General features: G+C 71.1%; 14 protein-coding genes. 8 read left to right on the forward strand and 6 right to left on the reverse strand.

All coding sequences use genetic code 11. The features are described from left to right. Positions 1-144: 144 nt before the first annotated feature. A complete protein-coding gene (locus tag AB0M47_RS19235; protein ID WP_363415193.1) occupies positions 145-3,267 on the reverse strand; it encodes a BTAD domain-containing putative transcriptional regulator in 3,123 nt (1,040 codons plus the stop codon). 142 nt (positions 3,268-3,409) lie between these two features. Between AB0M47_RS19235 and AB0M47_RS19240 the strand changes: the two genes are divergently transcribed. Then, positions 3,410-4,372: a hypothetical protein gene (locus AB0M47_RS19240; protein WP_363415196.1), complete on the forward strand. Its 963-nt coding sequence runs from the start codon at positions 3,410-3,412 to the stop codon at positions 4,370-4,372. Positions 4,373-4,484: 112 nt separating this feature from the next. Beyond that, positions 4,485-5,591 (forward strand): crosslink repair DNA glycosylase YcaQ family protein, encoded by a 1,107-nt coding sequence (locus AB0M47_RS19245; protein ID WP_363415199.1) that lies wholly within the window; start codon positions 4,485-4,487, stop codon positions 5,589-5,591. A gap of 40 nt (positions 5,592-5,631) precedes the next feature. Here AB0M47_RS19245 and AB0M47_RS19250 read toward each other — a convergent pair whose 3' ends face one another. Then, positions 5,632-9,135: a discoidin domain-containing protein gene (locus AB0M47_RS19250; RefSeq protein WP_363415202.1), complete on the reverse strand. Its 3,504-nt coding sequence runs from the start codon at positions 9,133-9,135 to the stop codon at positions 5,632-5,634. A 195-nt stretch (positions 9,136-9,330) separates the two neighbouring features. Between AB0M47_RS19250 and AB0M47_RS19255 the strand changes: the two genes are divergently transcribed. After that, the gene (locus AB0M47_RS19255; RefSeq protein ID WP_363415205.1) at positions 9,331-9,924 is read left to right on the forward strand and encodes a hypothetical protein; all 594 of its coding nucleotides are present in this window, start codon (positions 9,331-9,333) and stop codon (positions 9,922-9,924) included. A gap of 27 nt (positions 9,925-9,951) precedes the next feature. On the opposite strand, the gene AB0M47_RS19260 is transcribed toward AB0M47_RS19255, so the two are convergent. Together AB0M47_RS19260 and AB0M47_RS19265 are read right to left on the reverse strand one after the other, a co-directional pair. Then, complete coding sequence (locus AB0M47_RS19260; protein WP_363415208.1) at positions 9,952-10,602, reverse strand: response regulator transcription factor; 651 nt, start codon at positions 10,600-10,602, stop codon at positions 9,952-9,954. Beyond that, the gene (locus AB0M47_RS19265) at positions 10,590-11,813 is read right to left on the reverse strand and encodes a histidine kinase (RefSeq protein WP_363415210.1); all 1,224 of its coding nucleotides are present in this window, start codon (positions 11,811-11,813) and stop codon (positions 10,590-10,592) included. Before AB0M47_RS19265 ends, AB0M47_RS19260 begins: the two co-directional genes overlap by 13 nt. A 110-nt stretch (positions 11,814-11,923) precedes the next feature. Between AB0M47_RS19265 and AB0M47_RS19270 the strand changes: the two genes are divergently transcribed. The 5 genes from AB0M47_RS19270 to AB0M47_RS19290 all read left to right on the forward strand — a co-directional run bounded on the left by AB0M47_RS19270 (position 11,924) and on the right by AB0M47_RS19290 (position 20,632). Beyond that, complete coding sequence (locus tag AB0M47_RS19270; RefSeq protein ID WP_363415213.1) at positions 11,924-12,661, forward strand: ABC transporter ATP-binding protein; 738 nt, start codon at positions 11,924-11,926, stop codon at positions 12,659-12,661. Beyond that, a complete protein-coding gene (locus tag AB0M47_RS19275) occupies positions 12,658-15,042 on the forward strand; it encodes an FtsX-like permease family protein (protein ID WP_363415216.1) in 2,385 nt (794 codons plus the stop codon). The genes AB0M47_RS19270 and AB0M47_RS19275 overlap by 4 nt, the downstream gene beginning before the upstream one ends. 95 nt (positions 15,043-15,137) lie before the next feature. Beyond that, positions 15,138-15,848 (forward strand): SMI1/KNR4 family protein, encoded by a 711-nt coding sequence (locus tag AB0M47_RS19280; protein WP_363415218.1) that lies wholly within the window; start codon positions 15,138-15,140, stop codon positions 15,846-15,848. A 57-nt stretch (positions 15,849-15,905) separates the two neighbouring features. Beyond that, entirely contained in the window at positions 15,906-16,133 is a 228-nt protein-coding gene (locus AB0M47_RS19285; RefSeq protein WP_363415221.1) for a CsbD family protein, read from the forward strand. Positions 16,134-16,327: 194 nt separating this feature from the next. After that, positions 16,328-20,632: a discoidin domain-containing protein gene (locus tag AB0M47_RS19290; protein ID WP_363415224.1), complete on the forward strand. Its 4,305-nt coding sequence runs from the start codon at positions 16,328-16,330 to the stop codon at positions 20,630-20,632. Positions 20,633-20,844: 212 nt separating this feature from the next. On the opposite strand, the gene AB0M47_RS19295 is transcribed toward AB0M47_RS19290, so the two are convergent. Both AB0M47_RS19295 and AB0M47_RS19300 read right to left on the reverse strand, forming a co-directional pair. Further along, positions 20,845-21,531 (reverse strand): M23 family metallopeptidase, encoded by a 687-nt coding sequence (locus tag AB0M47_RS19295; RefSeq protein WP_363415227.1) that lies wholly within the window; start codon positions 21,529-21,531, stop codon positions 20,845-20,847. Positions 21,532-21,652: 121 nt separating this feature from the next. After that, positions 21,653-23,554 carry a sigma-70 family RNA polymerase sigma factor gene (locus AB0M47_RS19300; protein ID WP_363415230.1) on the reverse strand — a complete coding sequence of 634 codons (1,902 nt, stop codon included), beginning with the start codon at positions 23,552-23,554 and terminating at the stop codon, positions 21,653-21,655. Positions 23,555-23,574 lie beyond the last annotated feature (20 nt).

Here is a 23,574-nt window from a genome sequence, read left to right on the forward strand (position 1 = left end):
ACGCGCCGTCCCCCAGGTGGGGCGGCGTGGACCGCCGAAGCGGTCCACGCCGAGGACGGGCTCCCACCACCAGCCCGTCACACCTGATCGCCGCAGGGGCTCAGAGTGTAGCGCTGGTCCCCCGGCGTAGTCAGTCGGCCGGGGTCAATATTCGGCCACCATGGACGGTCGTGGCCGCACTCTGTCCAAAATGCTCCGTGCGATGCGCACCCCTTGCGGATGCCCGCATCGCCGGTGCGTCTCCTCGGCCTGCTGCGCGGCCACGACGGCAGTAGCCACGTCGCCGCGCGCCGCGGACAGGACGGCGACCGCGGCGAGAGCCATGCCGTCGAGCAGGGCGTACTCGTGTTTGGCGGCCAGCTCGTGCGCTTCGTCGGCGAACCGCAGACCACGGTCGGCCTCTCGCAGATCGTGACAGGCCAGCGCCGCCACGATCAGCAACTGAACCAGCGGATGCGCGATGCGCACGGTACGCGCTTCGGCCAGCGTCCCCATCGCCAGCGCCAGCGACTCCTGCGGACGGCCGGTCGCCCGGAGCAGCATGGCCTGGGCGTACCGGAGCTGTGCCTTGCTCTGGATCTCGACCGTCTCGCCGAGCACCGTCTCGGCCCGGCGAAGCTGCTCGGCCGCCTCGGCGTACCGGCCGGTCTCCCGGAGCACATGCGACAGGCCGACCTGGGCGATGCCGAGATAGTGGTGACCGCCGACGCTCTCGAAGCACTGGATCGCCTCGTCGAAGACCTGCTCGGCGTCGTCGTGCCGGCCCTGGCCGGTGTACGCCTCACCGAGGTTCAACAGCGTGATGGCCCGGCCGTGACGGGAGTAGTCCGGATCGGCGTCGGCGGCCTGCTCGAGGAAGGCGCTCGCCTCGGTGAGCCGGCCCAGCAGCATGCAGCCCAGCCCTTGCTTGCCCACGTACCTCGTCACCGGGCGGCCGAGCCGGGCGGCCAGCGCCGCGACCGTCGCGGCGGCATCCACGTAGCCGGGCAGGTCGCCGAGAAAGAGCTTGGCGTTCGTCTTGCCGTTGAGCGCGGCCAAGGCCACTTCGACAGCCCCCACCGATTCGGCGAGTTCCTGGGCCTGTTCGAGATGCGGGAGTGCGACGGTCGGCCGCTCGGCGAGGTTGTGCGCCTGGCCGAGCACCATCTCCGCCATCGCCTGACCCTGCTTGTCACCGGCGGCGACAGCGGCGGACAGACTCGCCTCGCCCATCTTCACCAGGTCGACCGGCGCCATGCGAATGACGTAGTAGTCGCTGACGGCGTACGTGAGCCGCCAAGCGGACGCGGCGTGCCCCAGCGCGGCGGCGGACTCGACGGCGGCGAGGAGATTCTGGCGTTCGGCGTCGGCGAAGGCGATGGCGTCGCCCGTGCTCTCGAAGGAATCGCGGTCGTCCGGCCGTCGAGGTGCGCCGCCCAGCGCCGCCTCGAGCGCGTACGCACGGCCGAGCAGCCAGTCGTAATACCGCTTCAGCGCGACCTCCGCGGCGGCGTGGTGCCGCGGATCCCGGGCGAGGCGGGCGGCGTACTCCTTGATGAGGTCGTGGGTGTTGTACCGGCCTGCCGCGTGCTCCGTCACAAGGCACACGTCGGCGAGCTGGCCCAGCACGACGCTCGCGTCCGCGACGGACAGCCCGGCCGTCGCGGCGATCGCCTCGGCGCCCGTGTCGGGCCCCGGAATCAGGCCCAGAATCCGGAACACCTCCCGTTGCCCGTCGGTGAGGTGCTGGTAGGACAGCTCGAACACCGCGCTGACGGTGCTCTGCGAGTCCCCGTCGACGGCCAACGCGTCCAGCCGGTCGGCGGGCGGCATCCGGCTCAGCTGATCGGCGATCGTCTGGCGGGGCCGCTTGGCGAGGTTCGCGGCGGCGACGCGTACGGCGAGCGGCAGGTTGCCACAGGCGGCCACCAGGTCGGTAGCCGCGTGGGACTCGACGTCCACCCGGTCGCCGAGGATGTACCGCATGAGATCCAGGGCCTCGGACCGGCTCAGCGTGTCGAGCAGGATCCGGCGCGCGCCGTCGCGGGCCATCAGTCCACCGAGCAGGTCCCGGCTCGTGACCAGGAGCAGGTGACCGCCGCCGCCGGGAAGCAGGGGCCGGACCTGGTCGGCCGATCGCGCGTTGTCCAGCAGGATCAGCGTCGGCTCGGCCCCGATGACCGCCCGGAACAACGCCGCCGCTTCCTCCTCGTCGGCGGGGATCCTCAGCTCCTGAACGTCGCAGGCGCGCAGGAGCTGGGCCAGTGCCTCGCCCGGCCGCATGGGCTCGCGCGGATCGTAGCCGCGCAGATTGACGTACAGCGCGCCGCCGGGGAACTGGGCCGCCACCTGATGCGCCCAGCGCACGGCCAACGCGGTCTTGCCGATGCCGGCGGTGCCGCTGATGACCACGATCGCCGACTCGTCCTCGTCTGGCAGCAGCTCCCGCAGCCGCGCCAACTCCGCCGACCGGCCGACGAACCCGGCCACCGAGGCGGGCAGCCGCCGTGGGACGGTCGTCCGCACCGGCGGCGAGGACGCCGCCGCGACGAGATCGGGCGATCCGCGCAGCATCTCCTCGTGCAGCTGCTGAAGCCGGGCCCCCGGCGCCACCCCGAGTTCGTCGGCGAGCTGCCGGTGCAGCCGGCGGTAGGCCTCCAACGCCTCGGCCGGGCGGCCCGCCTGGAACAGGGCGAGCATCAGGAACTCCTGGAGCCGTTCCCGGTACGGGAAAGCCGGTGCGAGCGGTACCAGTGACGCGGCGACCTCGGCGGCGCGGTGCAGGTCGAGGCCGATCTCGGCCTGGCCTTCGATGGCGGTCAGCCGCAGTTCCTGCAACGCGAGGACCTCTTCGGCGACCCCCGCCGCCGGCACGTCCGGGAACGGGTCACCCCGCCAGAGCTGGAGCGCCGCCGTGAAGTCCGCCGCCGCGGCAGAAAGCTCTCGCTGAGCCCACGCCTGCTTGCCGCGGGAGATGAGGCTCGAGAACCGATCGGCGTCCAGCTCGCCGGCGCCGACGGTCAGCCGGTAGCCGCCCGCGGTCCACTGGAGACGTTCGGGTTCACCGATCGCCTTGCGTAGCCGCATGACATATCCGTGCAGGGTCTTCCGCGCGGCGGCCGGCGGACTTCCCTCCCACAGCGCGTCGATGAGCTTGTCGCGCGGCACGACTCGGTTCGCCGCGGCGAGCAGGACCGCCAGCAGCTGCCGAACCATGGCCCCGCCGACCTCGACTTCCGCCCCGTCGCGCTCAGCCGTGATGCCGCCCAGCACCCGAAAGCCGATCACAGCCGCAGCGTAGACGGAGACGCCGATCGCTGGCTACCACCCTGCCACCGTCGCACCACCGATCGACCACCGCCGCTGGCGAGGATCACCTGCGAAGCACACGACGATCTCTTTGGAGGTTAGGCACGTGAGAACCAGAAGGATGACAGTCCTTGCGGGGGCTGGGGTACTGGCGTTGCTCCTGGCGACGCCTCAACCAGCGGTGGCGGATTCGGCGGCGGCCATCGCGGCCGACGCCGGGGCGGTCGCCGCGAACTACGACGCGCAGTTCTTCACCCCGACCAGCGACATCGCCGACAGCACCTACAACGACCCGGCGACGCCGGACGTCGACATCGTCGTGGACGCGGACCGCACGCCGACGGTCGCGACCTCGTTGCAGGGCGGCGCACCGGTGGCGGTCGTCAACGGCACCAACGTGTCGGTGGTGCCGCCGTCGCTCGGGACCGGGTCCACGGTGACCACGGTGTCGTCGACGACGTCGGTCACGACGGGCGCGTCCGGTTCGCTGGTGAACGAGCGCAGCGAGAACCGGGTGCGATCGCTGATCGTCATCGACAACGCCGCCGCGCCGACGACCTACACCTACTCGATCGGCAGCCCGGACATCAAGTTCGTCACCGTCGCCGAGAGCGAGACCGGCAGCATCATCGGCATCGTCAACTCGGTGACCGGCGAGGCGCTGGGCTACCTGAACCCGGCGTGGGCGCGGGACGCCGCCAACGTGACCGTGCCGACCAGCTACACCGTGAACGCGGCCGGACAGCTCGTGCAGACCATCGAGCACGCCGGCGCGGCGTACCCGGTGACGGCCGACCCGTCGGTCAGCTTCGGCTGGTTCATCTACGTCCGCTACAGCAAGAGCGAGGTGCACAACGCCGTCACCTACGCACAGGCGTACGGCCTGCGGTACTTCACCAGCCGGATGTGCGGCATGATCCCCAACTCGATCATCCGCTACGCCTGCAACCTGTTCATCAACGCCTACTTCGGCTCGGTCTGGCAGACCTTCCTGTACGCCCACAACAACAACCGCTGCGTCGAGGTGAAGTACAACTACCCGTCGCCGCACTACATGGTCGGCTGGAAGTCCTACAGCTGCTGACCGGTCTCGGGGGCGAAGGGCTGGGCGCGTCGTGCGCCCGGCCCTTCGTGTCGTCGGCCGGCGACCTCGGCGGCGGCGGCGATTAGTCATACGCGGGGCCTAGGCTGGGCGAATGGTCCACGAGCTGTCCCGCCAGGAGGCGCGCCGCATCGCCGTACGCGCCCAGCTGCTCGACCGGCCCCGGCCCGACGATCTGGTGGACGTGGTCCGGCAGCTGACCCTGCTGCAGGTCGATCTCACCGCCGCCGTCGCGCCCAACGCCGATCTCGTGCTGTGGAGCAGGCTCGGCGCCACGGCGTACCAGTCGAAAGACCTGGAGACGGACCTGGGCAATCAGACGCTGGTCGAGGTGTTCGGGATGATCCGGCCGCGCGAGGATCTCGCGCTGTACCGCGCGGACATGGCGGTCTGGCCGGGACCGGAGCCGTTGCGCGACTGGCAGGAGTATGTGCGGGACTGGATCGACGCGAATCGGGGTTGCCGGTTGGACATCCTCGATCGGCTGCGGTCCGACGGACCGCTGGCCGCGCGCGAGATCCCGGACACCTGTGTGCTGCCGTGGCAGTCGAGCGGCTGGACGAACGACAAGAACGTCATGAGATTGCTGGAGTTCATGGAGCGGCGCGGCGAGGTCGCGACCGCCGGACGCCAAGGCCGGGAGCGGCTGTGGGACCTGGCCGAGCGGATCTACCCGGACGATCGGGCCGTCCCCCGCGACCAGGCGCGTCACCTGCGCGACCATAAGCGACTGCGCTCGCTGGGCATCGCGCGCGGCAAGTCGACCGAGCACCAGATCGAGCCGAACGATGTCGCCGAGGCCGGTGAGCCGGCCGTGATCGAGGGCGTCCGCGGCAAGTGGCGGGTCGACCCGGAGCAGCTCGGGCGGCCCTTCGAGGGCCGGACGGCGCTGCTGTCGCCGCTGGACCGGCTGGTCTACGACCGCAAGCGGATGACCGAGCTGTTCGAGTACGAGTACCAGCTGGAGATGTACAAGCCGGTGGCGAAACGGCGCTGGGGCTACTTCGCGCTGCCGATCCTGCACGGCGACCGGCTCGTCGGCAAGGTCGACGCCACCGCCGACCACAAGCGCGGCGTCCTCCGGGTGGACGCGGTCCATCAGGACGTCCCGTTCGGCAAGAAGCTGTCGGCCGAAGTCCGGCACGAGATCGAAGACCTCGCCCGCTTCCTGCGCCTGGCCCTCGACCTGCCCGACGAGTGACCCGGCGGGGCCGGACCGGGTGGCCCGGCCCCGACGAGCGTCACCAGCCTTGGAGGCCGGCTCCGTAGGGGTAGAGCGGGTTGCCGAAGGTCGTCGGCACCGTCTGCCCGTTGTTGATGTAGGTGCGGATGGAGGCGACGTCGGCGGCGGTCGCGCCGAGGTCGTAGGGCACGTCCCAGTGTTCGTTGGCGTCGGCGAGCACGTCGGTGCCGCCGGGCTTGAGCACCTGGTCCAGGGTGCGCGGCAGTTGCCAGGGCAGCTTGCCGCGCGGCGTGTAGTCGCCGAAGAGCAGACTCGCCGCGGCCGGCCCCATCTCCTCGCCGCCCCGATAGGTGACCACGATGGCGTCGGCCAGGCCGTTCCAGTCGGTGATCACATACGGCCGGGGCAGGACGAGCAGGACGACGACCGGGATCCCCTGGTTCTTGAAGTTCTGGATCAGCGCCACCTGGTCGGCGGGGATGTACGGCTGTTCCTTCGCCCATGCGGTGGCATGTGTGTAGGAAGGTTCGCCGACGGCCACGATCGCCAGTTTCGGTGCGGTCGCCGTGTCCTTGTAGACGTTGATCCCGGCGGCCGCTCCCCTGGCCTTGATGGCGTCGAAGAACGTCATCGAGCCGTACTCCTGGTGGAAGTAGCTGGTCCAGACGCAGCAGGCCAGCCCGTCGGCCGCTCGTGCGCCGGCGACGACGACGTTGTCCCCGGCGTTCAGGCGTACGGGGAGGACCGCGCCGGTGTTCTTCAGCAGGGTCATCGACTCCCGGGCGGCCTGGTTGGCCAGCTGCGCATACGCGGGCTGGTGCATCCGGTACGGGCCGTTCACGGGGTCCCCGTACGCGTTCTCGAACAGGCCCAGCTTGAACTTCAGGGCCAGGATTCGGCGTACGGCGTCGTCGATGCGGCTCGCGGCGACGCTGGAGGTGAACGTGGCCATCGAGAAGCCGGTCGCTCCCGGGTCAGCCCCGCCCATCACGTCCGACCCGGCGTTGGCGGCGGAGATCCACGGATCACCGGCGGGCAGCCAGTCCGTCGTGATCAGCCCGGTGTAGCCGAGGTTCGTCCGCAGGTAGTTGAGGATCGGCGCGCTGTTGCCCGCACCGGGGCCGCCCGGGTCCAGGAAGGAGCTTCCGGCGTACCCGGGCATGATGTTGACCGCCCCGGCCTCGATCGCGGCCCGGAACGGGATCATGTGGTACTTGATGGTGACGGCGTCGTAGGTGATGCCCGCCTCGCCGCCCGCACCTTCGCCGGGCCAGTGCTTGACCGTCGCCAGCACCGACTTCGGGTTCAGCTCCGGTCCGCCTTGCAGCCCGGCGACTAGCGCCCGCACCTGGGCGGCGGCCACGTCGGCGTTCTCCCCGTTGCCTTCCTGGATCCGCGGGTAGATCACCTTCGTGCCGACCTCGGCCAGCGGGCCGAGGACGCCGCGCGTGCCGACTTCGAGCTGCTCGCGACGCTGCACGTCGCCGAGCTTGTAGTCGAGCAGGTAGTCGCGGTTCGCGGCCAGCGCGCTCTGCGTCGGATACGTGGTCTGGTAGCCGTGGATGGTGTCCCCGGCCGAGATGAACGGAATGCCCAGCCGCGTCGCGGCCGAGGCCCGCAGGTAGGAGTCAAGATCCGGGGCCTGCGCCGGCCCGAAGTGCCAGCCCGACTGCGGGAACGTCTGGGCGTTGTAGAACATCTGGTACGCCTTCTCCGTCAGCGTCATCCGTGACAGGAGATCGTTGACCCGGGTCGCGACGGGTTGACGCCAGTCCTCGTACGGCTCGATCGTGCCGTTCTTGTTGAGATCCCGGCTGCCGTTGACGATGCTCACGCCGTCGCCGGAGGCGAGCACGGGAACGTAGACGCTGAACGTCCGGATGGCCGACGTGGTGGTCGCGCCGGTGCCGGACACCGAGGTGACGTACCACTTGTAGGTCCACCGGTCGGGCAGGTCCCAGTTCGGGGTGTAGCTGGTCCCGGTCGGTTCGGCGACCTTGGTGTACAGGTCGAGGAGGTTGCCGGTGGCGCTGAAGTCGTAGTCGGTCCGGCTGAGGTTGATCCAGACCTGGTACCGCACCGCACCGGACACCGCCGCCCAGCTGAAAGCCGGCCGCCGGGTGGTGGTGATCATCGCCGCGTCGGCCGGCGCGGACAGCGCGAACTGACCGGTGGTCGCGGGCGGCTTGGTCGGGCCGGACAACATCGGCGGCGTCGTCGCGCTGGTGTCGACCGAGCCGTGCACCTCGAACTCCCACAGCGAGTAGCCGTAGCCGGTCGCCCGAGCCGTGCCGTACATCCGGATGTAGCGGCCGGTCCCCGTGATGCCGAGGTTCTCGATGCCGCCGTGCCCGCTGGTCGTGGAGTAGATCGTCGACCACGTCGTACCGTCGGCCGACACGTCGACCCGGTACGCCGACGCGTACGCCGACTCCCAGTTGAGCACGACGCCGGTGATCGACGCGGTGCCGCCGAGGTCGACCTGGATCCACTGCGGATCGCTGCCGAACGCGCTGGACCACCGGGTCGTCGTACGCCCGTCGAGCGCGGCGGCCGGGGCGTTGCCACCCTCGTACGAGGAGGCCTTCACCGAGGCGTACTGGGAGATGATCGGGCCGGAGACGCCCCCGCCGCCATCCCCGCCGCCGGTGGTGTTCACCGTGAACTCCCACAGCGAATATCCGTAGCCGGTGCCCCGGGCGGTGCCGTACATCCGGAGGTAGCGGCCGGTGCCGGAAACGGTGAGGCTCTCGGAGCCGCCGGTCCCGGTGGCCGTCGAGTAGATCGAGGTCCACGTCGCGGCGTCGGCCGACACCTGGACCTGGAACGCGGTCGCGTACGCCGCCTCCCAGCTCAGCCCGACCTTGCAGATGTTCTGCGACGAACCGAGATCGACCTGCAGCCATTGCGGGTCACTGAACGCGCTCGCCCAGCGGGTGCCGGTGTTGCCGTCGACGGCGGCCGACGCCGGGCTGCCGGCGTTCTCCGTGGACGACGTGGTCGCGGGCTTGTTGAGCGCCGCGTTCGTGGTGCCGCAGCTGCCGGAGCCGGCGGCGCCGTAGACCTGGAACTCCCACAGCGAATAGCCGTAACCGGTGGCCCGGACGGTGCCGTACATGCGGACGTAGCGGCCGGTGCCGGAGACCGCGAGGGTCTGAGTGCCACCGGTGCCGCTGGTGGTCGAGTAGATCGAGGTCCAGGTCGCCGCGTCGGCCGATACCTGGATCTGGAACGCGGTCGCGTACGCCGCCTCCCAGCGCAGGATCACCTGGTCGATCGTGGCGGTGGCGCCGAGGTCGACCTGGATCCACTGGGGATCGCTGAACGCGCTGGACCATCGGGTTCCGGCGTCGCCGTCGACCGCGGCGCCGGCGGCGGTGCCGGCGTTCTCGGCCGTGGACGCGGTGGCGGGCTTGCCCTGCGACAGCAGGACGGAGGCGGCGTGACCGGGCTGGGCCGCGCCGATCAGCGAGGTGGCCGCGACGAGCACGGCGGAAGCGGCGAGCAGTATCCAACGTGGACGTTTGCGGTGCGGGCGGAGCAGGCCTGGGCGGAGGCTCATTGGGCATCTCCCGGGGTGCGGGTACGCCCGGCGGCGGCGTCGCTGCCGTCCGCCGGGGCGTGCGGGGACGACCGGTCGGGAAACCGGTGGATCATGCTGGAGAGCGCTCTCTCGCAGAGAATGATAGACCTACGTCCACATGTCAAGGGCGGCCCGTGCACGGCGGCGGGCCAAGATCTGGCAGCATCCCGTCACATGCACCCCTTTCAGCAGTTCCTCCTGCCCGGCTTCGCACCCGTCGCCGAAGACACCTGGGCCAACGGCGAGCGCATCATCGTCCAGCCCGTCTTCTTCGGACTCGTGCCGGATCTGCCGGCCCCGCTGCACGACCTGCCGTCGCTGCGGCGCGGGCTGGCGAGGTTGGCGGCGCAGGAAGGTGGAGCGCTGATCGAGGCCGACGTCGTACCGCTGGGCGGGCAGCCCGCCCTGCGCCAGGTCGTGAAGGTGAAGCTGCAGCATCAGGAGCACGGACAGGCGTTCCTCGGCAGCTACATCCTGCCCAAGTCCCGGTGCAGCGCCGTGCTGCGCGTCCAGGCCGCTGAAGAGGGCACCACCGGCATGCGGGAAGCGCTCGTGATGGCCCAGGTCGGGCCGACGGCGTACTTCCATCCCCACCCGTACGGTCCCGACGGCGACGGCGGCCTGCCCTCGCACGTGGCGGACAGCCCGGCGTACGACCCGCAGTTCCCGCAGCATCCACTGACCCGGGTCCGGCAAGTGATGGCGCAGCTGGCCGCTCAGGTCACAGTGGACCCGCGCTTCGCCGTCCTGCCGCCGTTCGCGGGCTGACTCCCGGCCACGGCGAACGCCGGCGGGTCAGGCGCGCAGGTACGCGAGCACGGCGAGCACCCGGCGATGGTCGTCGGCGTCCGGCGGCAGGTCGAGTTTGGTCAGGATCCCGGCGATGTGCTTGGCGACCGCGGCTTCGGTCACGACGAGGCGACGGGCGATGGCCGCGTTGGACCGGCCTTCGGCGACCAGGCCCAGCACCTCCCGTTCGCGGGGCGTCAGGCGGCGTACCGGGTCGCGGCGGCGGTCCAGGAGTTGCCGGACCACCTCCGGGTCGATGACGGTGTGGCCGTCGGCGACCCGGGCGAGCGCGTCGACGAACTCGGCCACCTCGCCGACCCGGTCCTTGAGCAGGTAACCGGTGCCCGCCGCGCGGCCCGCGTCGATCAGCTCGGTCGCGTACGTCTGCTCGACGTATTGGCTGAGCACCAGGATCGGCAGCTCGGGCCGCTCGGCGCGCAGAGCCAGCGCGGCGCGGAGTCCTTCGTCGCTGAACCCGGGCGGCATGCGTACGTCGGTGACGACGACGTCCGGCTGCCGATCCACCGCCTCGCGGCGCAACGCGTCGGCGTCGCCGACCGCCGCCACGACGTCGTGCCCGAAGTGCCGCAACAGGCTGGTGAGTCCTTCGCGCAACAGCACGGAGTCCTCGGCGAGCACGATCGTCAGCGCTCGCACGGCAGCTCCACCCGCAGCAGGGTCGGGCCGCCGGCCGGGCTGGCCAGCAGCAGCCGCCCGCCGACGGTGGCCGCGCGGTCGGCCAGCCCGGTCAGGCCGGTGCCCCGGTCCGGGTCGGCTCCGCCGGTCCCGTCGTCGGAGACCTCCACCACGAGGCGGCCGCCGTGCACCGACGCCGCCACCACACCGGCCGACGCGCCGCTGTGCCGTACCAGGTTCGTCAACGCCTCCGACACCGCGAAGTACGCGGTGATCTCCACCGGGGCGGGCAACCGCCCGTCCAGCCGAAGCTGCAGGTCGACCGGGATGGGTGAGCGCCCCGCCACGTCGCGCAGTGCGGCGGCCAGCCCGCGGTCGCTGAGGATCTGCGGATGCACGCCCCGGATCAGCTCGCGCAGCTCGGCCTGGGCCTGGGCGGTCTGCTCCCGGGCCTGATCGAGCAGAGCGGCGGCCGGATGGTCGTCGGCGAGCCGCAACCGGGTCAGGCCGAGCGTCATGCTCAGTGCGACGAGGCGTTGCTGCGCGCCGTCGTGCAGGTCGCGTTCGATGCGCCGCCGTTCGGAGTCGAATCCGTCGACGAGGCGTACGCGGGACCGCATCACCTCGACGAGTTCATCGGCGAGGTCGGGGTCGGCCGGGGCCAGCACGGCGCGGGCGATCGCCGCCCGGGCCCCGGCCCACGCCGTGATCGGGTACGCCGTCAGCGGCAGCAGGATGAGCCCGGCCACGAACAGGACCGTCCGCATCGCCGGGGCGGCCGACAGCTCGGCTGACGCGTCCGAGGGCTGGAGCGGGGCCGACAGCAGCAGCAACGGCGGGAACAGCGACAGCCCGATGACGGCCAGGTCGAGGCACCAGGCGACGCACGCGCCGAGGACGGCGTACCCGAGCTCGCGCCACAGACCGGGCTCGGCGAGCCGGAGAGGCGGCCGGGCGGGCAGCGGCCGGGCGTCGACCAGGCGCAGCCGCCACCGCTCGAACCCGGCCAGCACCGGACCGGCGGCCGCCACGATCACCAGGGCCACCAGCAGCAGGCCGACCAGCTCGGTCAACTCCGGCCGCAGCAGCTCGATGCCGGCCAGCAGCGCCAGCGGCAGGGCGGCCGGGACGAGCCCGGTCAGCAGGTAGGCCAGCGATCGCCAGGGCCAGGCCGAGCGCGCCAGTCGCCACGGCGGCGAGGCGGCGGCGGCCAGGGCGGTGCGAGGGTTCACGGCACGAACCCTAACCTGCGTAAACACCGGGCACAGTAGTGCTGGGTGTAGTCCTGATCCTCGCTCACGCACCAGTGCGCCGGGCACCCCGCGCACGGTGAAGTGTGGTCATGACATCCACGGTGACGGTCCGCCTGACGGCGGTCCGCAAGACGTATGGAACCGGCTCCGCCACGGTGACGGCGCTCGACGGGGTGAGCGCCGAGTTCACGGCGGGCAGCTTCACCGCCGTCATGGGTGCCTCCGGCTCGGGCAAGTCGACGCTGCTGCACTGCGCCGCCGGCCTCGACACCGCTGACAGCGGCACGATCACCATCGGCGACGCCGAGCTGGCCGGGCTGTCCGAGCACGCCCGTACGCTGCTGCGGCGCGACCGGATCGGGTTCGTGTTCCAGGCGTACAACCTGGTCGGGGCGCTGACCGCCGCGCAGAACGTGGGCCTGCCGCACCGGCTGGCCCGGCGCGCCCTCGATCCGGCCGAGGTGACCCGCGCGCTCACCGAGGTGGGGCTGGCCGATCGGGCCGGGCACTATCCGGCCCAACTGTCCGGCGGTGAGCAGCAGCGGGTGGCACTGGCCCGGGCCCTGATCACCCGCCCGGCCGTCCTGTACGCCGACGAGCCGACCGGCGCGCTGGACAGCGTCAGCTCCGGCGTCGTCCTGGCCGCGCTGCGACGCCTGGTCGAGACCCATGATCAGACGGTCGTGATGGTGACCCACGATCCGGTCGCGGCGGCGGCCGCCGATCGCGTCCTCGTGCTGGCCGACGGGCGGCTCGTCGACGAGATCACCGGCGCCGGTCCCGCGCAGATCGCGGCCCGGCTCGTCCAGGCGGCGGTGCGGGCATGATCGCGCTGGCCTCATTGCGCCAGCGGTGGCGCAGCCTGCTCGGCACCGTGCTCACCCTCACGATCGCGGTCGCCGTGCTGACCGTCTGCGGGCTGCTGCTCGCCTCGGCCCACCCCGTCTCGCCCAGCCGGTACGCAGCCGCACCCGTGCTGGTACGCCCGATCCCGCCGTCCGATCCGGAGGCGTTCACCGAGCCGCGGCCGTGGTCCGCCGAGGACGCCGACGCGTTGGCCGCTCGGTTGAGCCGGATCGACGGCGTACGCACCACCGTCGCCGAGCATCGGTTCTACGCCCAACTGCTGCGCGACGGGGTGCCGACCGGCGACGCCCAGGGCGCGTCCGGCTGGTCGGCTGCCGCCCTCGGCGGGTACGCCCTCCGCGAAGGTCGCGCCCCCGCCGGCTCGGCCGAGGTCGTCGTGGACAGCGGGCTCGGGATCGCGCCCGGGTCGGCGGTGACCCTGCTGACTGCCCGGGGTCCGGAGAAGTTCACCGTCTCAGGGACGGCCGACGGCCCAGGGCTGTGGGTGAGCGACGAGCTGGCCCGCGACCGGGCGGGCGGCGTACGCCTCATCGGCGTGCTCACCACGAAAGCCGTCGACCTCGAAGCAGTGGCAGCGCTGGTCGGCGGGGACGGTCAGGTGCTGCACGGCGACGGGCGGGCCGCCGTGGAACCGCCTGCCGACGCCCGTACGCGCTGGATCGGTCTGCAGGTCCTGCTGGCCGTCTCGGCGTTGGCGGCCTTCGTCTCCGTGTTCATCGTCGCGTCCGCGTTCGCCTTCGCGACCCGCCGCCGGCATCGGGAACTCGCCCTGTTCCGGCTGCTGGGCGCGCTGCCCCGGCAGGTCCGCCGGATGATCCGCGGTGAGGTGCTGCTCCTCGGGCTCGCCGGTGGGCTGGCCGGCGTACCGGTGGGGCTGGCGGTGACCGCTCCGGTTGCCCGGTGGCTGGTGCGTACCGGGTTCGAGCCGCCGACGTTCACGGTCGCGTACCGGCTGTGGGTTCCGCTCGCGGCGCTCGCTGCCGGAGTACTGGTCGCGCTGGCCGGAGCGGTCGCCGCCGCGTGGCGGGCGGCCCGGGTCAGCCCGCTCGACGCGCTGCGTGAGGCCGCATTGGACGATCGGCCGATGAGCCGCCTGCGGTGGCTGGCCGGACTGGCCGCACTCGCCGTCGCGGTGCTCTTCGGTGTCGCCGCCACCGGCGCGTCCGGGCCCGATCTCGGCTCCTACGCCTTGTACGCGGCGATGGCGTTGACGACGGCCGGCAGCCTGCTCGCTCCGGCGATCCTGCCGCCCGCCGTCCGGCTGCTGACCGCCCCGTTCGCCCGGGGCCGTGGCGCGACGGCGCTCCTGGTCCGCCAGCACACCCGCACCGCCGCTCGGCGTACTGCGTCGACGGCCGCGCCGATCCTGCTCTGCGTGGCCTTCGCCGTCCTCGTCGGTGGCATGGTGAAGACCTCCACCGCCTCCTACGGCATCGGCCGGGTCGCCGACGCCGGAGCGGCCGCCGTCGTGGTCCCCGCCGGCACGCCGGGTCTGTCCGACGCCGCCGTCACCGCCGCCGGTGGACTGTCCACATTGCCCACCACCTTGTACGCCGGGCCGGAGCCGGTGCCCGCAGCGGGGATCAGCCCTGCCGAGGACACGCTGTTCACCGTGGGGGCAGGCGACCTGCCCGCGATCCATCAACCGGCGGCCGCCGATGCACCCCTCGCGGCAGCGATCACGACCGCGTTCGCCGACCAGGAAGGGTGGACGCTCGGCGGCTCGTATCCGGTGACCGCCGCGGACGGACGGCGGTATTCGGTGCTGGTGGCGGCGGTGCTGAGCGACGGCCCGGCTCCGGCGGGCATCCTGCTCGATCGGACCGTCGTCCGGGCGCTGGACCCATCGGCGTTGACGACGGCGGTCTTCCGGAATCAGGTCGGCAGTGAGCTGGGCGGGCTCGGCGCGCGGGAACTCACCGGGCCGGCGTACGCACGCGCCGACGCTGACGAGGACGACCGGTTGGTGTGGGTGTTCACGGTGATCCTGATCGGCGTCTCGGCCGGCTTCGGGCTGCTCGCGGTGGCCAACACCATGATCATGGCGAGCGCGGCCCGGGCGGCGGATCTGCGCCTGCTGCGGCTGTCCGGCGCGACCCGGGCCCAGGTGCTCGGGATGCTGAGCGCCGAGACGTCGGCGGTCGTGCTCGTGGGCGGCGGGCTCGGCATCGGCGTCGCCCTGGCCGCGTTGGCGGCGCTGGCCCGGGGGCTGTCAGCCCAGATCGGTGCGCCGGTGCCGATGACGATCCCGTGGGGCACGCTGGCCGCGACCGTCGGAGCATGCCTGGTCCTCGCGGTGTTCTCCGCCGGGCTGCCGGCCCTGTGGCGCCGCCCGGCCTAGTACGCCTCAGCTGGCGGGCCGGACCAGGCCCGCCAGCTCCGTAGGTCGCGGCACGACCGCTGCCGAGCAGGATGACCCGGCCTAGACTGCCCGTCGTGACACATCCCGACGCTGGCCAGATCGTCACCGAGGCATGGGCGCGGATCGAGGCCGCCTTGGCTCGCGTACTGCCGGAGACGGTGCCGACGCTGCGGCCGCCCGCGACCGAGGCGGAGATCGACGCGGTCGAGGCGGCCCTGGGACTGCCGTTGCCGCCCGACTTCCAGGCGAGCCTGCGCGTCCACGACGGGACCGAGTGGGCCAAGCCCAGCGCCGTCCCGCTCGACCTGCTCTACCCGGCGGCCGAGATCGTCGAGGCGACTCGGATGTGGCGCGATGGCTCCGACGACGATCCGCTCTGGACCGACCCCGGCGTGCTGGCGTACCAGATCGACGACAAGACGATCCGGGTGAGCGGGGCGGTGCGGCCGACCTTGACCGGCGAGAACCGGGTGCCCGTCGGCACCATGAACGGCGACGTGTGGTGGCTGCTCGACCTCGACCCGCCCCAGGGCGGCACGCCTGGTCAGGTGTTCCGCGTCGACCCGGAGTGCACCACGTGGGACGTGCTCGCTCCCTCGTGGACGGAGCTGCTCCTGCGGTACGCCGACGACCTCGAGCGGTACGCGGCCGACCCGTCGACGTCCACCCTCGACATCGACGCGTACGCCGGACCCGCCTGCGAATGGGGCGAGCAGCCCGACGCGGTGGGTATCCGACCGGAGTGGCTGCGCGACGTCGCCGCGCGTGATCCATACGACGATTAGCGCGCGCCTTCCGAGGGCATATCCCCCGTACCGGGAGCACTCAGGAAGGAGCACTTCATGGGAACCGTGGACAACGCCAAGCACAAGGCCGAAGAGCTGATCGGCAAGGCCAAGGAGAAGGTCGGCGACGCGACCGACAACCACAGCCTCCAAGCCGAAGGCCTGGCCGAGCAGGCCAAGGCGAAGCTGGGCCAGGCCGGCGACGACATTCGCGACACCCTGCGCGGCCGCGATGGCGACCCGGCGGACGAGAACCAGGCCGACGAGGACCGTTCGGCGAGGTAACTCCAGCCCCCACGACTGACGGCGGTGGACCCCGAGACCCGGGGTCCACCGCCTTTGTCGTGCACGTGTTTCGGGCTGTTGACGCCCCGATGGCGCTTCGGTAACCTCTCGCCTCAATCAGTGCAATATTTCGACAACTCGATGTTCGAACCGTGACAGCTGAGCCGCAAGACCGGCACAGTGGAGGGACACTGATGAGACGACTTCTCCGCAGCTTGGCGACAACGGTCGTCGCCACGCTCGCCCTGGCCACCGTGAGCTGGACGCCGGCCGCGCAGGCCGCCGGCGGCCCGAACCTCTCGCTCGGCAAGACCGCATCCGCGAGCAGCGCCAACGGCGCGTACGCGGCCGGCAACCTCAACGACGGCAACGCGGCCAGCTACTGGGAGAGCAACGGCGCCTTCCCGCAATGGGCCCAGCTCGACCTGGGCAGCGTCACGAGCATCGACCAGGTCGTCCTCAAGCTCCCCACCGGCTGGGGCGCACGCTCGCAGACCTTGGCCGTGCAGGGCAGCACCAACGGGACGAGCTTCGCCGACATCAAGCCGTCGGCGGCGTACGCCTTCGACCCGGCGAGCGGCAACACGGTGACCGTCACCTTCGCCGTGGCGTCGACCCGCTACGTCCGCGTCGTCATCACGGCCAACACCGGATGGGCCGCCGCGCAACTGTCCGAACTGGAGGTCTACGGGACCTCGACGTCGGCGACCAACCTGGCCCAGGGCCGGCCCACCACCGAGAGCGGCCACGCCGACGTGTACGGCGCCGGCAACGTCGTCGACGGCAACCCGGCCACCTACTGGGAGAGCGCGAACAACGCCTTCCCGCAGTGGGCCGGCGTCGACCTCGGCTCGGCCGTCTCGGTCGGCAAGGTCGTGCTGAAGCTGCCGCCGACCTGGGGTACGCGTACCCAGACGCTGTCGATCGAGACGAGCACGGACGGCACCGCCTACAGCACCGCGAAGGCGTCGGCGGCGTACGCCTTCGACCCGTCGGTGGCCGCCAACTCGGTGACCATCAGCTTCACCGCGGTGTCGGCCCGCTACGTCCGGGTGCGGATCACCGCGAACACCGGCTGGCCCGCCGGGCAGCTGTCGGAGCTGGAGGTCTACAGCGCGGGCGTGGTCGACGACGCGCCGCCGACCGTGCCGGGCACGCTGTCCTTCACGCAGTCCGGCACGACGATCACCCTGGCCTGGGGCGCGTCCACCGACATCGGCAGCGGCCTGGCCGGGTACGACGTCTTCCGCGACGGCAGCCTCGCCGCGACCGTCGGACAGGTCACGACCTGGCAGGACACCCAGCCGACGACGGCCACCGTCTCCTACTACGTACGCGCGCGGGACAACGCCGGGAACGTCTCGGCCAACAGCAACACCGTAACGCGTACGGGGACGAGCCCGGACACCACCGCGCCGACGGTCCCCGGAACCTTGGCGTACGCCGAGTCGGGCACGACGATCACGCTGACCTGGGGCGCGTCCACCGACTCCGGCGGCAGCGGCTTGGCCGGGTACACCGTGTATCGGGACGGCTCCGCCATCGCCACGCTCGGCTCGGTGCTGACCTATCAGGACACTCAGCCGACCACCGCCACGGTCTCGTACTACGTACGCGCCCGCGATGGTGCTGGGAACCTGTCCGGCAACAGCAACACGGTCACGCGTACCGGGCATCAGCCGCCGGCGTGCTCGAACGTCGCACTGAACAAGCCGGTGACCGCGACCGGTTCGGTCTTCACGTTCACCCCGGACAAGGCCACCGACGGCAACGTCACGACCTACTGGGAGGGCTCGGCGTCCTACCCGCAGGATCTGACCGTCGCGCTGGGCGCCAACCACGCCGTCTCGTCGGTCACGGTCAAGCTCAACCCCGACTCGGCCTGGGGTACGCGCTCCCAGACGTTCCAGGTGCTCGGCCGCGATCAGGCGTCGACCACCTACACGTCACTGGTCGCTGCGGCGGCGTACAACTTCGGGCAAGGCGTGAACACCGTGACCGTGCCGGTGACCGCGACCACCGCGGATATCCGGCTGCGCTTCACCGCGAACACCGGGGCGGCGTCTGGCCAGGTCGCGGAGCTGGAGGTGTGCGGCACGGCCGCGCCGAACCCGGACCTGACGGTGTCCACCGTGGCCTGGAGCCCCGCGTCGCCGGACGAGACGAGCAGCGTGAGCCTGTCGGCGACGGTGACCAACACCGGGGACCTGGCCTCGGCCGCCACGACGCTGGCCTTCGCCCTCAACGGTACGCAGAAGGCGACGGTCACCGTTCCGGCTATCGGAGCCGGCGGTTCCGCACCGGTCAGCGTCAGCGTCGGCACCCTGGCGATGGGCACGTACGCCGTCAGCGCCACAGTCGATCCGGCGAACACGGTGTTCGAGAAGAACGAGGGCAACAACAGCGCCGCCAACGCGACCAGCATGGTGGTGGCGCAGGCGCCCGGCCCGGATCTGCAGGTGCTCGGGATCGCCCCGAATCCGGCGAACCCGGCGGCCGGGCAAGCGGTCTCCTTCACTGTCACGCTGAAGAACCGCGGCACCACCGCGACCGGCGTCACGAGCGTGACCCGGCTGACCGTCGCCGGGACGACGCTGAACACGAACACCGCGTCGGTCGGGGCGGGCGCGACCGTCACCGTGCCGGTGACCGGCACCTGGACGGCGACCGCGGGCGGCGCCACGATCACGGCGACCGCGGACGCCACCGGCGTGGTGACCGAGACGAACGAGACCAACAACTTGTTCTCCCAGGCCATCGTGGTCGGCCGGGGCGCGGCCCTGCCCTACACCGAGTACGAGGCCGAATCGGCGTCCTACTCGGGCACCCTGCTGACGGCCGATCCGCTGCGGACCTTCGGGCACACCAACTTCGCCACCGAGTCCTCCGGCCGGCAGTCGGTACGCCTGGACAACGCGGGCCAGTACGTCGAGTTCACCGCCACGAACCAGGCGAACTCGATCGTCGTCCGCAACTCGATCCCGGACGCCCCGAGCGGCGGCGGCATCGACCGGACGCTCAGCCTCTACATCAACGGGGCCTTCGCCCAGAAGATCACCCTCTCGTCCCGCAACAGCTGGCTCTACGGCACCACCGACGACACCGAGAGCCTGTCGAACTCGCCGCAGGCCAACGCCCGCCGGTTGTTCGACGAGTCGCACGCGCTGCTGCCGGCGAGCTACCCACCGGGGACGAAGTTCCGGCTCCAGCGGGATTCCGGTGACACCGCGACCTTCTACATCGTCGACTTCATCGACCTCGAGCAGGTCGCGCCGGAGCTGACCAAGCCGGCCGAGTGCACCTCGATCACCCAGTACGGCGCGATCCCCAACGACGGGCTCGACGACACCAGCGCGATCCAGCGCGCGGTGACCGACGACGAGAACGGCGTGATCAGCTGCGTGTGGATCCCGGCCGGGCAATGGCGGCAGGAGCAGAAGATCCTGTCCCCCGACCCGACCCGTAACCAGTACAACCAGAAGGGCATCCGCAACGCGGTGATCAAGGGCGCGGGCATGTGGTACACCACGCTCTACACGAACACCGAACCGCAGAACGTGGTCGGCAACATCAACCACCCGCACGAGGGCAACGTCGGCTTCGACATCGACGACAACGTGCAGCTGTCCGACCTGGCGATCTTCGGGATGACGACGAACCGGGCCAACCGCGGCCACGGCCTCAACGGCCGGTTCGGCAAGAACACCAAGGTCGCCAACCTCTGGATCGAGCACGTCAACGTCGGCGCCTGGGTCGGCCGCGACTACTCCGACACCCCGGCGTACTGGAACCCCGGTGACGGGCTCCAGTTCAGCGGGATGCGCATCCGCGACACGTACGCCGACGGGATCAACTTCTCCAACGGCACCCGCAACTCGACGGTGTTCAACTCGTCGTTCCGCACCACCGGCGACGACTCCCTGGCGGTCTGGGCCAACCCGTACGTCAAGGACCAGTCGGTGGACATCGGCCACGACAACCACTTCACCAACAACACGATCCAGCTGCCGTGGCGGGCCAACGGCGCGGCGATCTACGGCGGCTACGGCAACACCATCGAGAACAACCTGATCTTCGACACCATGAACTATCCGGGGATCATGCTGGCGACCGACCACAGCCCGCTGCCGTTCTCGGGGACGACGACCGTCGCCAACAACGCCCTCTACCGGGCCGGCGGCGTGTTCTGGGGCGAGGCGCAGGAGTTCGGCGCGATCACCCTGTTCGCGTCGACCACCGACATCGTCGGGGTGACCATCCGCGACACCGAGATCTACGACTCGACGTACGACGGGATCCAGTTCAAGACGGGCGGCGGCAGCATGCCGAACGTGAAGATCACCAACGTACGCGTACAGGGGTCGGTCAACGGCGCCGGAATCCTCGCGATGGGCGGGGCACGCGGCAACGCGGTGCTCAGCAACGTCACCTGCACCGGCAACGCCGACGGCAACATCGTCATCCAGCCGGGATCGCAGTTCCAGATCACCGGGAGCTGACGGTCCGTTTCCCGGGGCGTCCCGCCTGCCAGCGGGGCGCCCCACTCCTTTCCCCGGGCCGTCGCTGCCCTCGCTGGCCGCTGCGTGCTAGGCGCTGGATCAGGGTTCCAGGTCGAATCTTGGACCAAGATTCGACCCACATCCCTGATCTGGCTCCAACCCAGGGGCGGGCCGCCTCGCCCTGGTCGCTCGAGCCGCAGGCTCCGACGTCGCTAGCCGGAGTCTGCCCGGGCCGGCGCGACGACGGAGCCCTCCGCGGGCATACCGCGATCGCGGACAACCGGCTCACCTTGGCGTGGCCACTCGCGGAAGTCCCGGAAGACCATCGGCACGCCGCGCGCCCGGCTCAGGTCGAGGTCGTCCATCAGTTGGATGTGCAAGTGCGGCTGCGTCGAGTTGCCGGAGTTTCCGCACTCCCCGAGCGGCTGCCCGGTGGTGACGCGATCACCGGGCGCGACGCGGAAGGAGCCGGCCCGCAGGTGCACCAGTGCCGCGTAGAGGCCGCCCCCGCGAAGTTCGAGGATCACGTGGTTGCCTGCGATCGCTCCGACGCCCTGGCGTAGCCGGGCGGCCTGGCTCAACGCGTACGGGATCAGGGCCAGTTGCGATCGCCGGGCCTCATGGTCGGCTTCGCCGTCGTGTGTTCCGACGACGATGCCGTCCACCGGGGCCAGGATCGGGCGGCCGAAGGACACGAACCGTTCCGGAGGTTCGGTGCTGAGCACCGTACGCCAATCGGTGCGATCCGCTGTGCGATGACGATCGTCGACGCCGACGAAGTCGATGGCGTAACGCTCACCCAGCAGATCGGTTCCGTGGCTGGGCACACGCCGGGCTGGGCTGTTCTGCACCAGCCAGCGGCCGTCGAACGGCAGCGAGAGGACGGTCTCGGTGACCATCGCCTCAGCATAGGCAGCCAACCCCAGCCCGCACACAGGCGACTCCCTGCAGATCACGGTTACGCAGGCCGAAACCGCCGGTGGAGGCGTGCGTAACCGTGATCTGCATCTATCACGAGCGTTAGTACGCGTACAGCGCGACGCCGGCTTCGGTGAGAACGGCCAGGCGGCCGGGGGCGGTGGCGATCCAGCTGGCGTCCGCGGCGATCGTGCCCAGCGACGTCGCCCGTGCAGTGACCGGGTCGAACAGCGTCAACGCCGTCTGCTCCCAGCGTCTTTGCTCGGTGGCCCGGCGGTCCACCAGCAGCACCTGGCCCGTGCCGGTCGGCACCGGCCAAGCCGTCCGCTGACCCTGCGGCGCGATCGGGCGCAGCGCGGAATCGAAGAGACCCCCACTCGACGGCAGCACATAGGGACCCGTCGTGTTGATGAACGTGTCCCAGTCGAGCGCCACACGGTTCACCGTACCTCCCGCGTGGATCGCGACCAGCTCATACGGATTGCGGCCGCGCTCCTCCTCCGGATTGCCGCCGTCGATCAGGCACATGGCGTCCCCACCGCACGGGGTCAGGTTCCACAGCCTGTGCGTCTCCCGCGTACCCGCGGCGTACGGGTTCGCGGTATAGCTGACGATCGGTCCGCTTCCGTTGTCCCACAAGGGAAAGGTCGTCAGCTGGGAATCCGTCGTGAGATACAGGCGGCCGCCGTAGGCCAGATAGGCTGTCGACTTCGAGTAGGGCACCGATTTCCAGCCTTCGGTCCACTGGCCGTTCGCCAGCGAGTACCTCCGCAGTTCCCCGGACGGGCTCAACCGGAGCACCGACGTCGCGGCAGTGGTGTCGTACTCGCCATCGCCGAAGCCTGAGTAGCCGTCCTCGCGCTGGGCGATTTCGGCGATCGTGCGTGAGCCGTCGCCGGGCAGGGTCCAGCGAACCGTTCCAGTACGCCAGTTCACCGCGGTCAGCTTGCCGCTCTCCATGTCGCCGATCAGCGCGACCTCCCGGGTCGAGCCCATCGAAACCTCGCCGAGCTGCTCGCCGTTGCCGTCGGGATCCGCGAACTCTCGTTGCCACCACAGCTCGCCGGTATCGGGGTTGAGGACGCTCATCTGGTTGGAGATGACGCCGTTGCCGTCGTCGGGCGTCGTCGCGTCGTACACCACGACGAAACCGTCTGACGCCACGATGCCGCCGATCGAGTCGTGCCGGCCCGGCACCTGCCGCTGCCACACCTGCCGCCCGGTGCCGCTGTCCAGGGCGGTCACCGTCAACGCGTGCGCGTCGGCGACGGCCACGAACAACCGTCCCCCGACGATGGTCGCCTGCACGTCACCGCCCGCCGACCCGGGCAGCGGCTCACCAAGTCGTCGCAGCGAATGGACGGTAGTGCTGGGGCTCGGGTTTACCGGCTGGTCGTGCCGCGCGCCGCGGACCACGGCCACCGCGAGGGTCACGACCGCGATCACGGCCAGTCCCGCGGCGGTCGCCGTCGCGATCGCCTTGGTACGCCGTCGGCGGCGGCCGACCTCGACGATCTGCCCGGCGTCGCGCAGGCCGGCGGCGTCGGCCTCCTCCCGGAGGCTGTCGGCCAGCCCCGCCCGCCCCCGGGACAGCCACGACTTCACGGTGCCTTCGCTGACCCCGGTCTCGGCGGCGATCTGGGCGACCGACAGGTCGAGGAGGTAGTGCAACGCCAACGCCTGCCGCTGCGCCGGGGGCAGTTGCTTGAGCGCCGTCGTGAGCAGGACGGTGTCCTCCGACGGGGCGGGCAGCGGCAGCATCGGCTCCAGCCGGATGCGGCGGCGTACGCCGAGATGCCGCCACCAGTCCTGGACGAGCCGGGTGACGACGACGCGCAGCCAGGCCTCGGCGTCGTCGTATCCGCTGACCTGCCGCCACCGCTGCCAGGCCCGGGTGTACGCCTCCTGCGTCACGTCCTGGGCCTGCTGCAGATTCCCGGTCAGCCCGTACGCGTACCGTAGGGTCCGGCGCGATGTCGTCTGGTAGAAGTCCCCGAAGTCCATACCAACACGACACGCCCCAG

The sequence above is a fragment of the Hamadaea sp. NPDC051192 genome (genome assembly GCF_040682475.1).
GTDB classification, from domain to species: domain Bacteria; phylum Actinomycetota; class Actinomycetes; order Mycobacteriales; family Micromonosporaceae; genus Hamadaea; species Hamadaea flava.

Bases quoted from the DNA above. Each gene is read 5' to 3' on its own strand.
- AB0M47_RS19240 (WP_363415196.1), top strand. From the start codon at position 3,410: ATGACAGTCCTTGCGGGGGCTGGGGTACTGGCGTTGCTCCTGGCGACG.
- AB0M47_RS19245 (WP_363415199.1), top strand. From the start codon at position 4,485: ATGGTCCACGAGCTGTCCCGCCAGGAGGCGCGCCGCATCGCCGTACGC.
- AB0M47_RS19250 (WP_363415202.1), bottom strand. From the start codon at position 9,135: ATGAGCCTCCGCCCAGGCCTGCTCCGCCCGCACCGCAAACGTCCACGT.
- AB0M47_RS19255 (WP_363415205.1), top strand. From the start codon at position 9,331: ATGCACCCCTTTCAGCAGTTCCTCCTGCCCGGCTTCGCACCCGTCGCC.
- AB0M47_RS19270 (WP_363415213.1), top strand. From the start codon at position 11,924: ATGACATCCACGGTGACGGTCCGCCTGACGGCGGTCCGCAAGACGTAT.
- AB0M47_RS19275 (WP_363415216.1), top strand. From the start codon at position 12,658: ATGATCGCGCTGGCCTCATTGCGCCAGCGGTGGCGCAGCCTGCTCGGC.
- AB0M47_RS19285 (WP_363415221.1), top strand. From the start codon at position 15,906: ATGGGAACCGTGGACAACGCCAAGCACAAGGCCGAAGAGCTGATCGGC.
- AB0M47_RS19290 (WP_363415224.1), top strand. From the start codon at position 16,328: ATGAGACGACTTCTCCGCAGCTTGGCGACAACGGTCGTCGCCACGCTC.
- AB0M47_RS19295 (WP_363415227.1), bottom strand. From the start codon at position 21,531: ATGGTCACCGAGACCGTCCTCTCGCTGCCGTTCGACGGCCGCTGGCTG.
- AB0M47_RS19300 (WP_363415230.1), bottom strand. From the start codon at position 23,554: ATGGACTTCGGGGACTTCTACCAGACGACATCGCGCCGGACCCTACGG.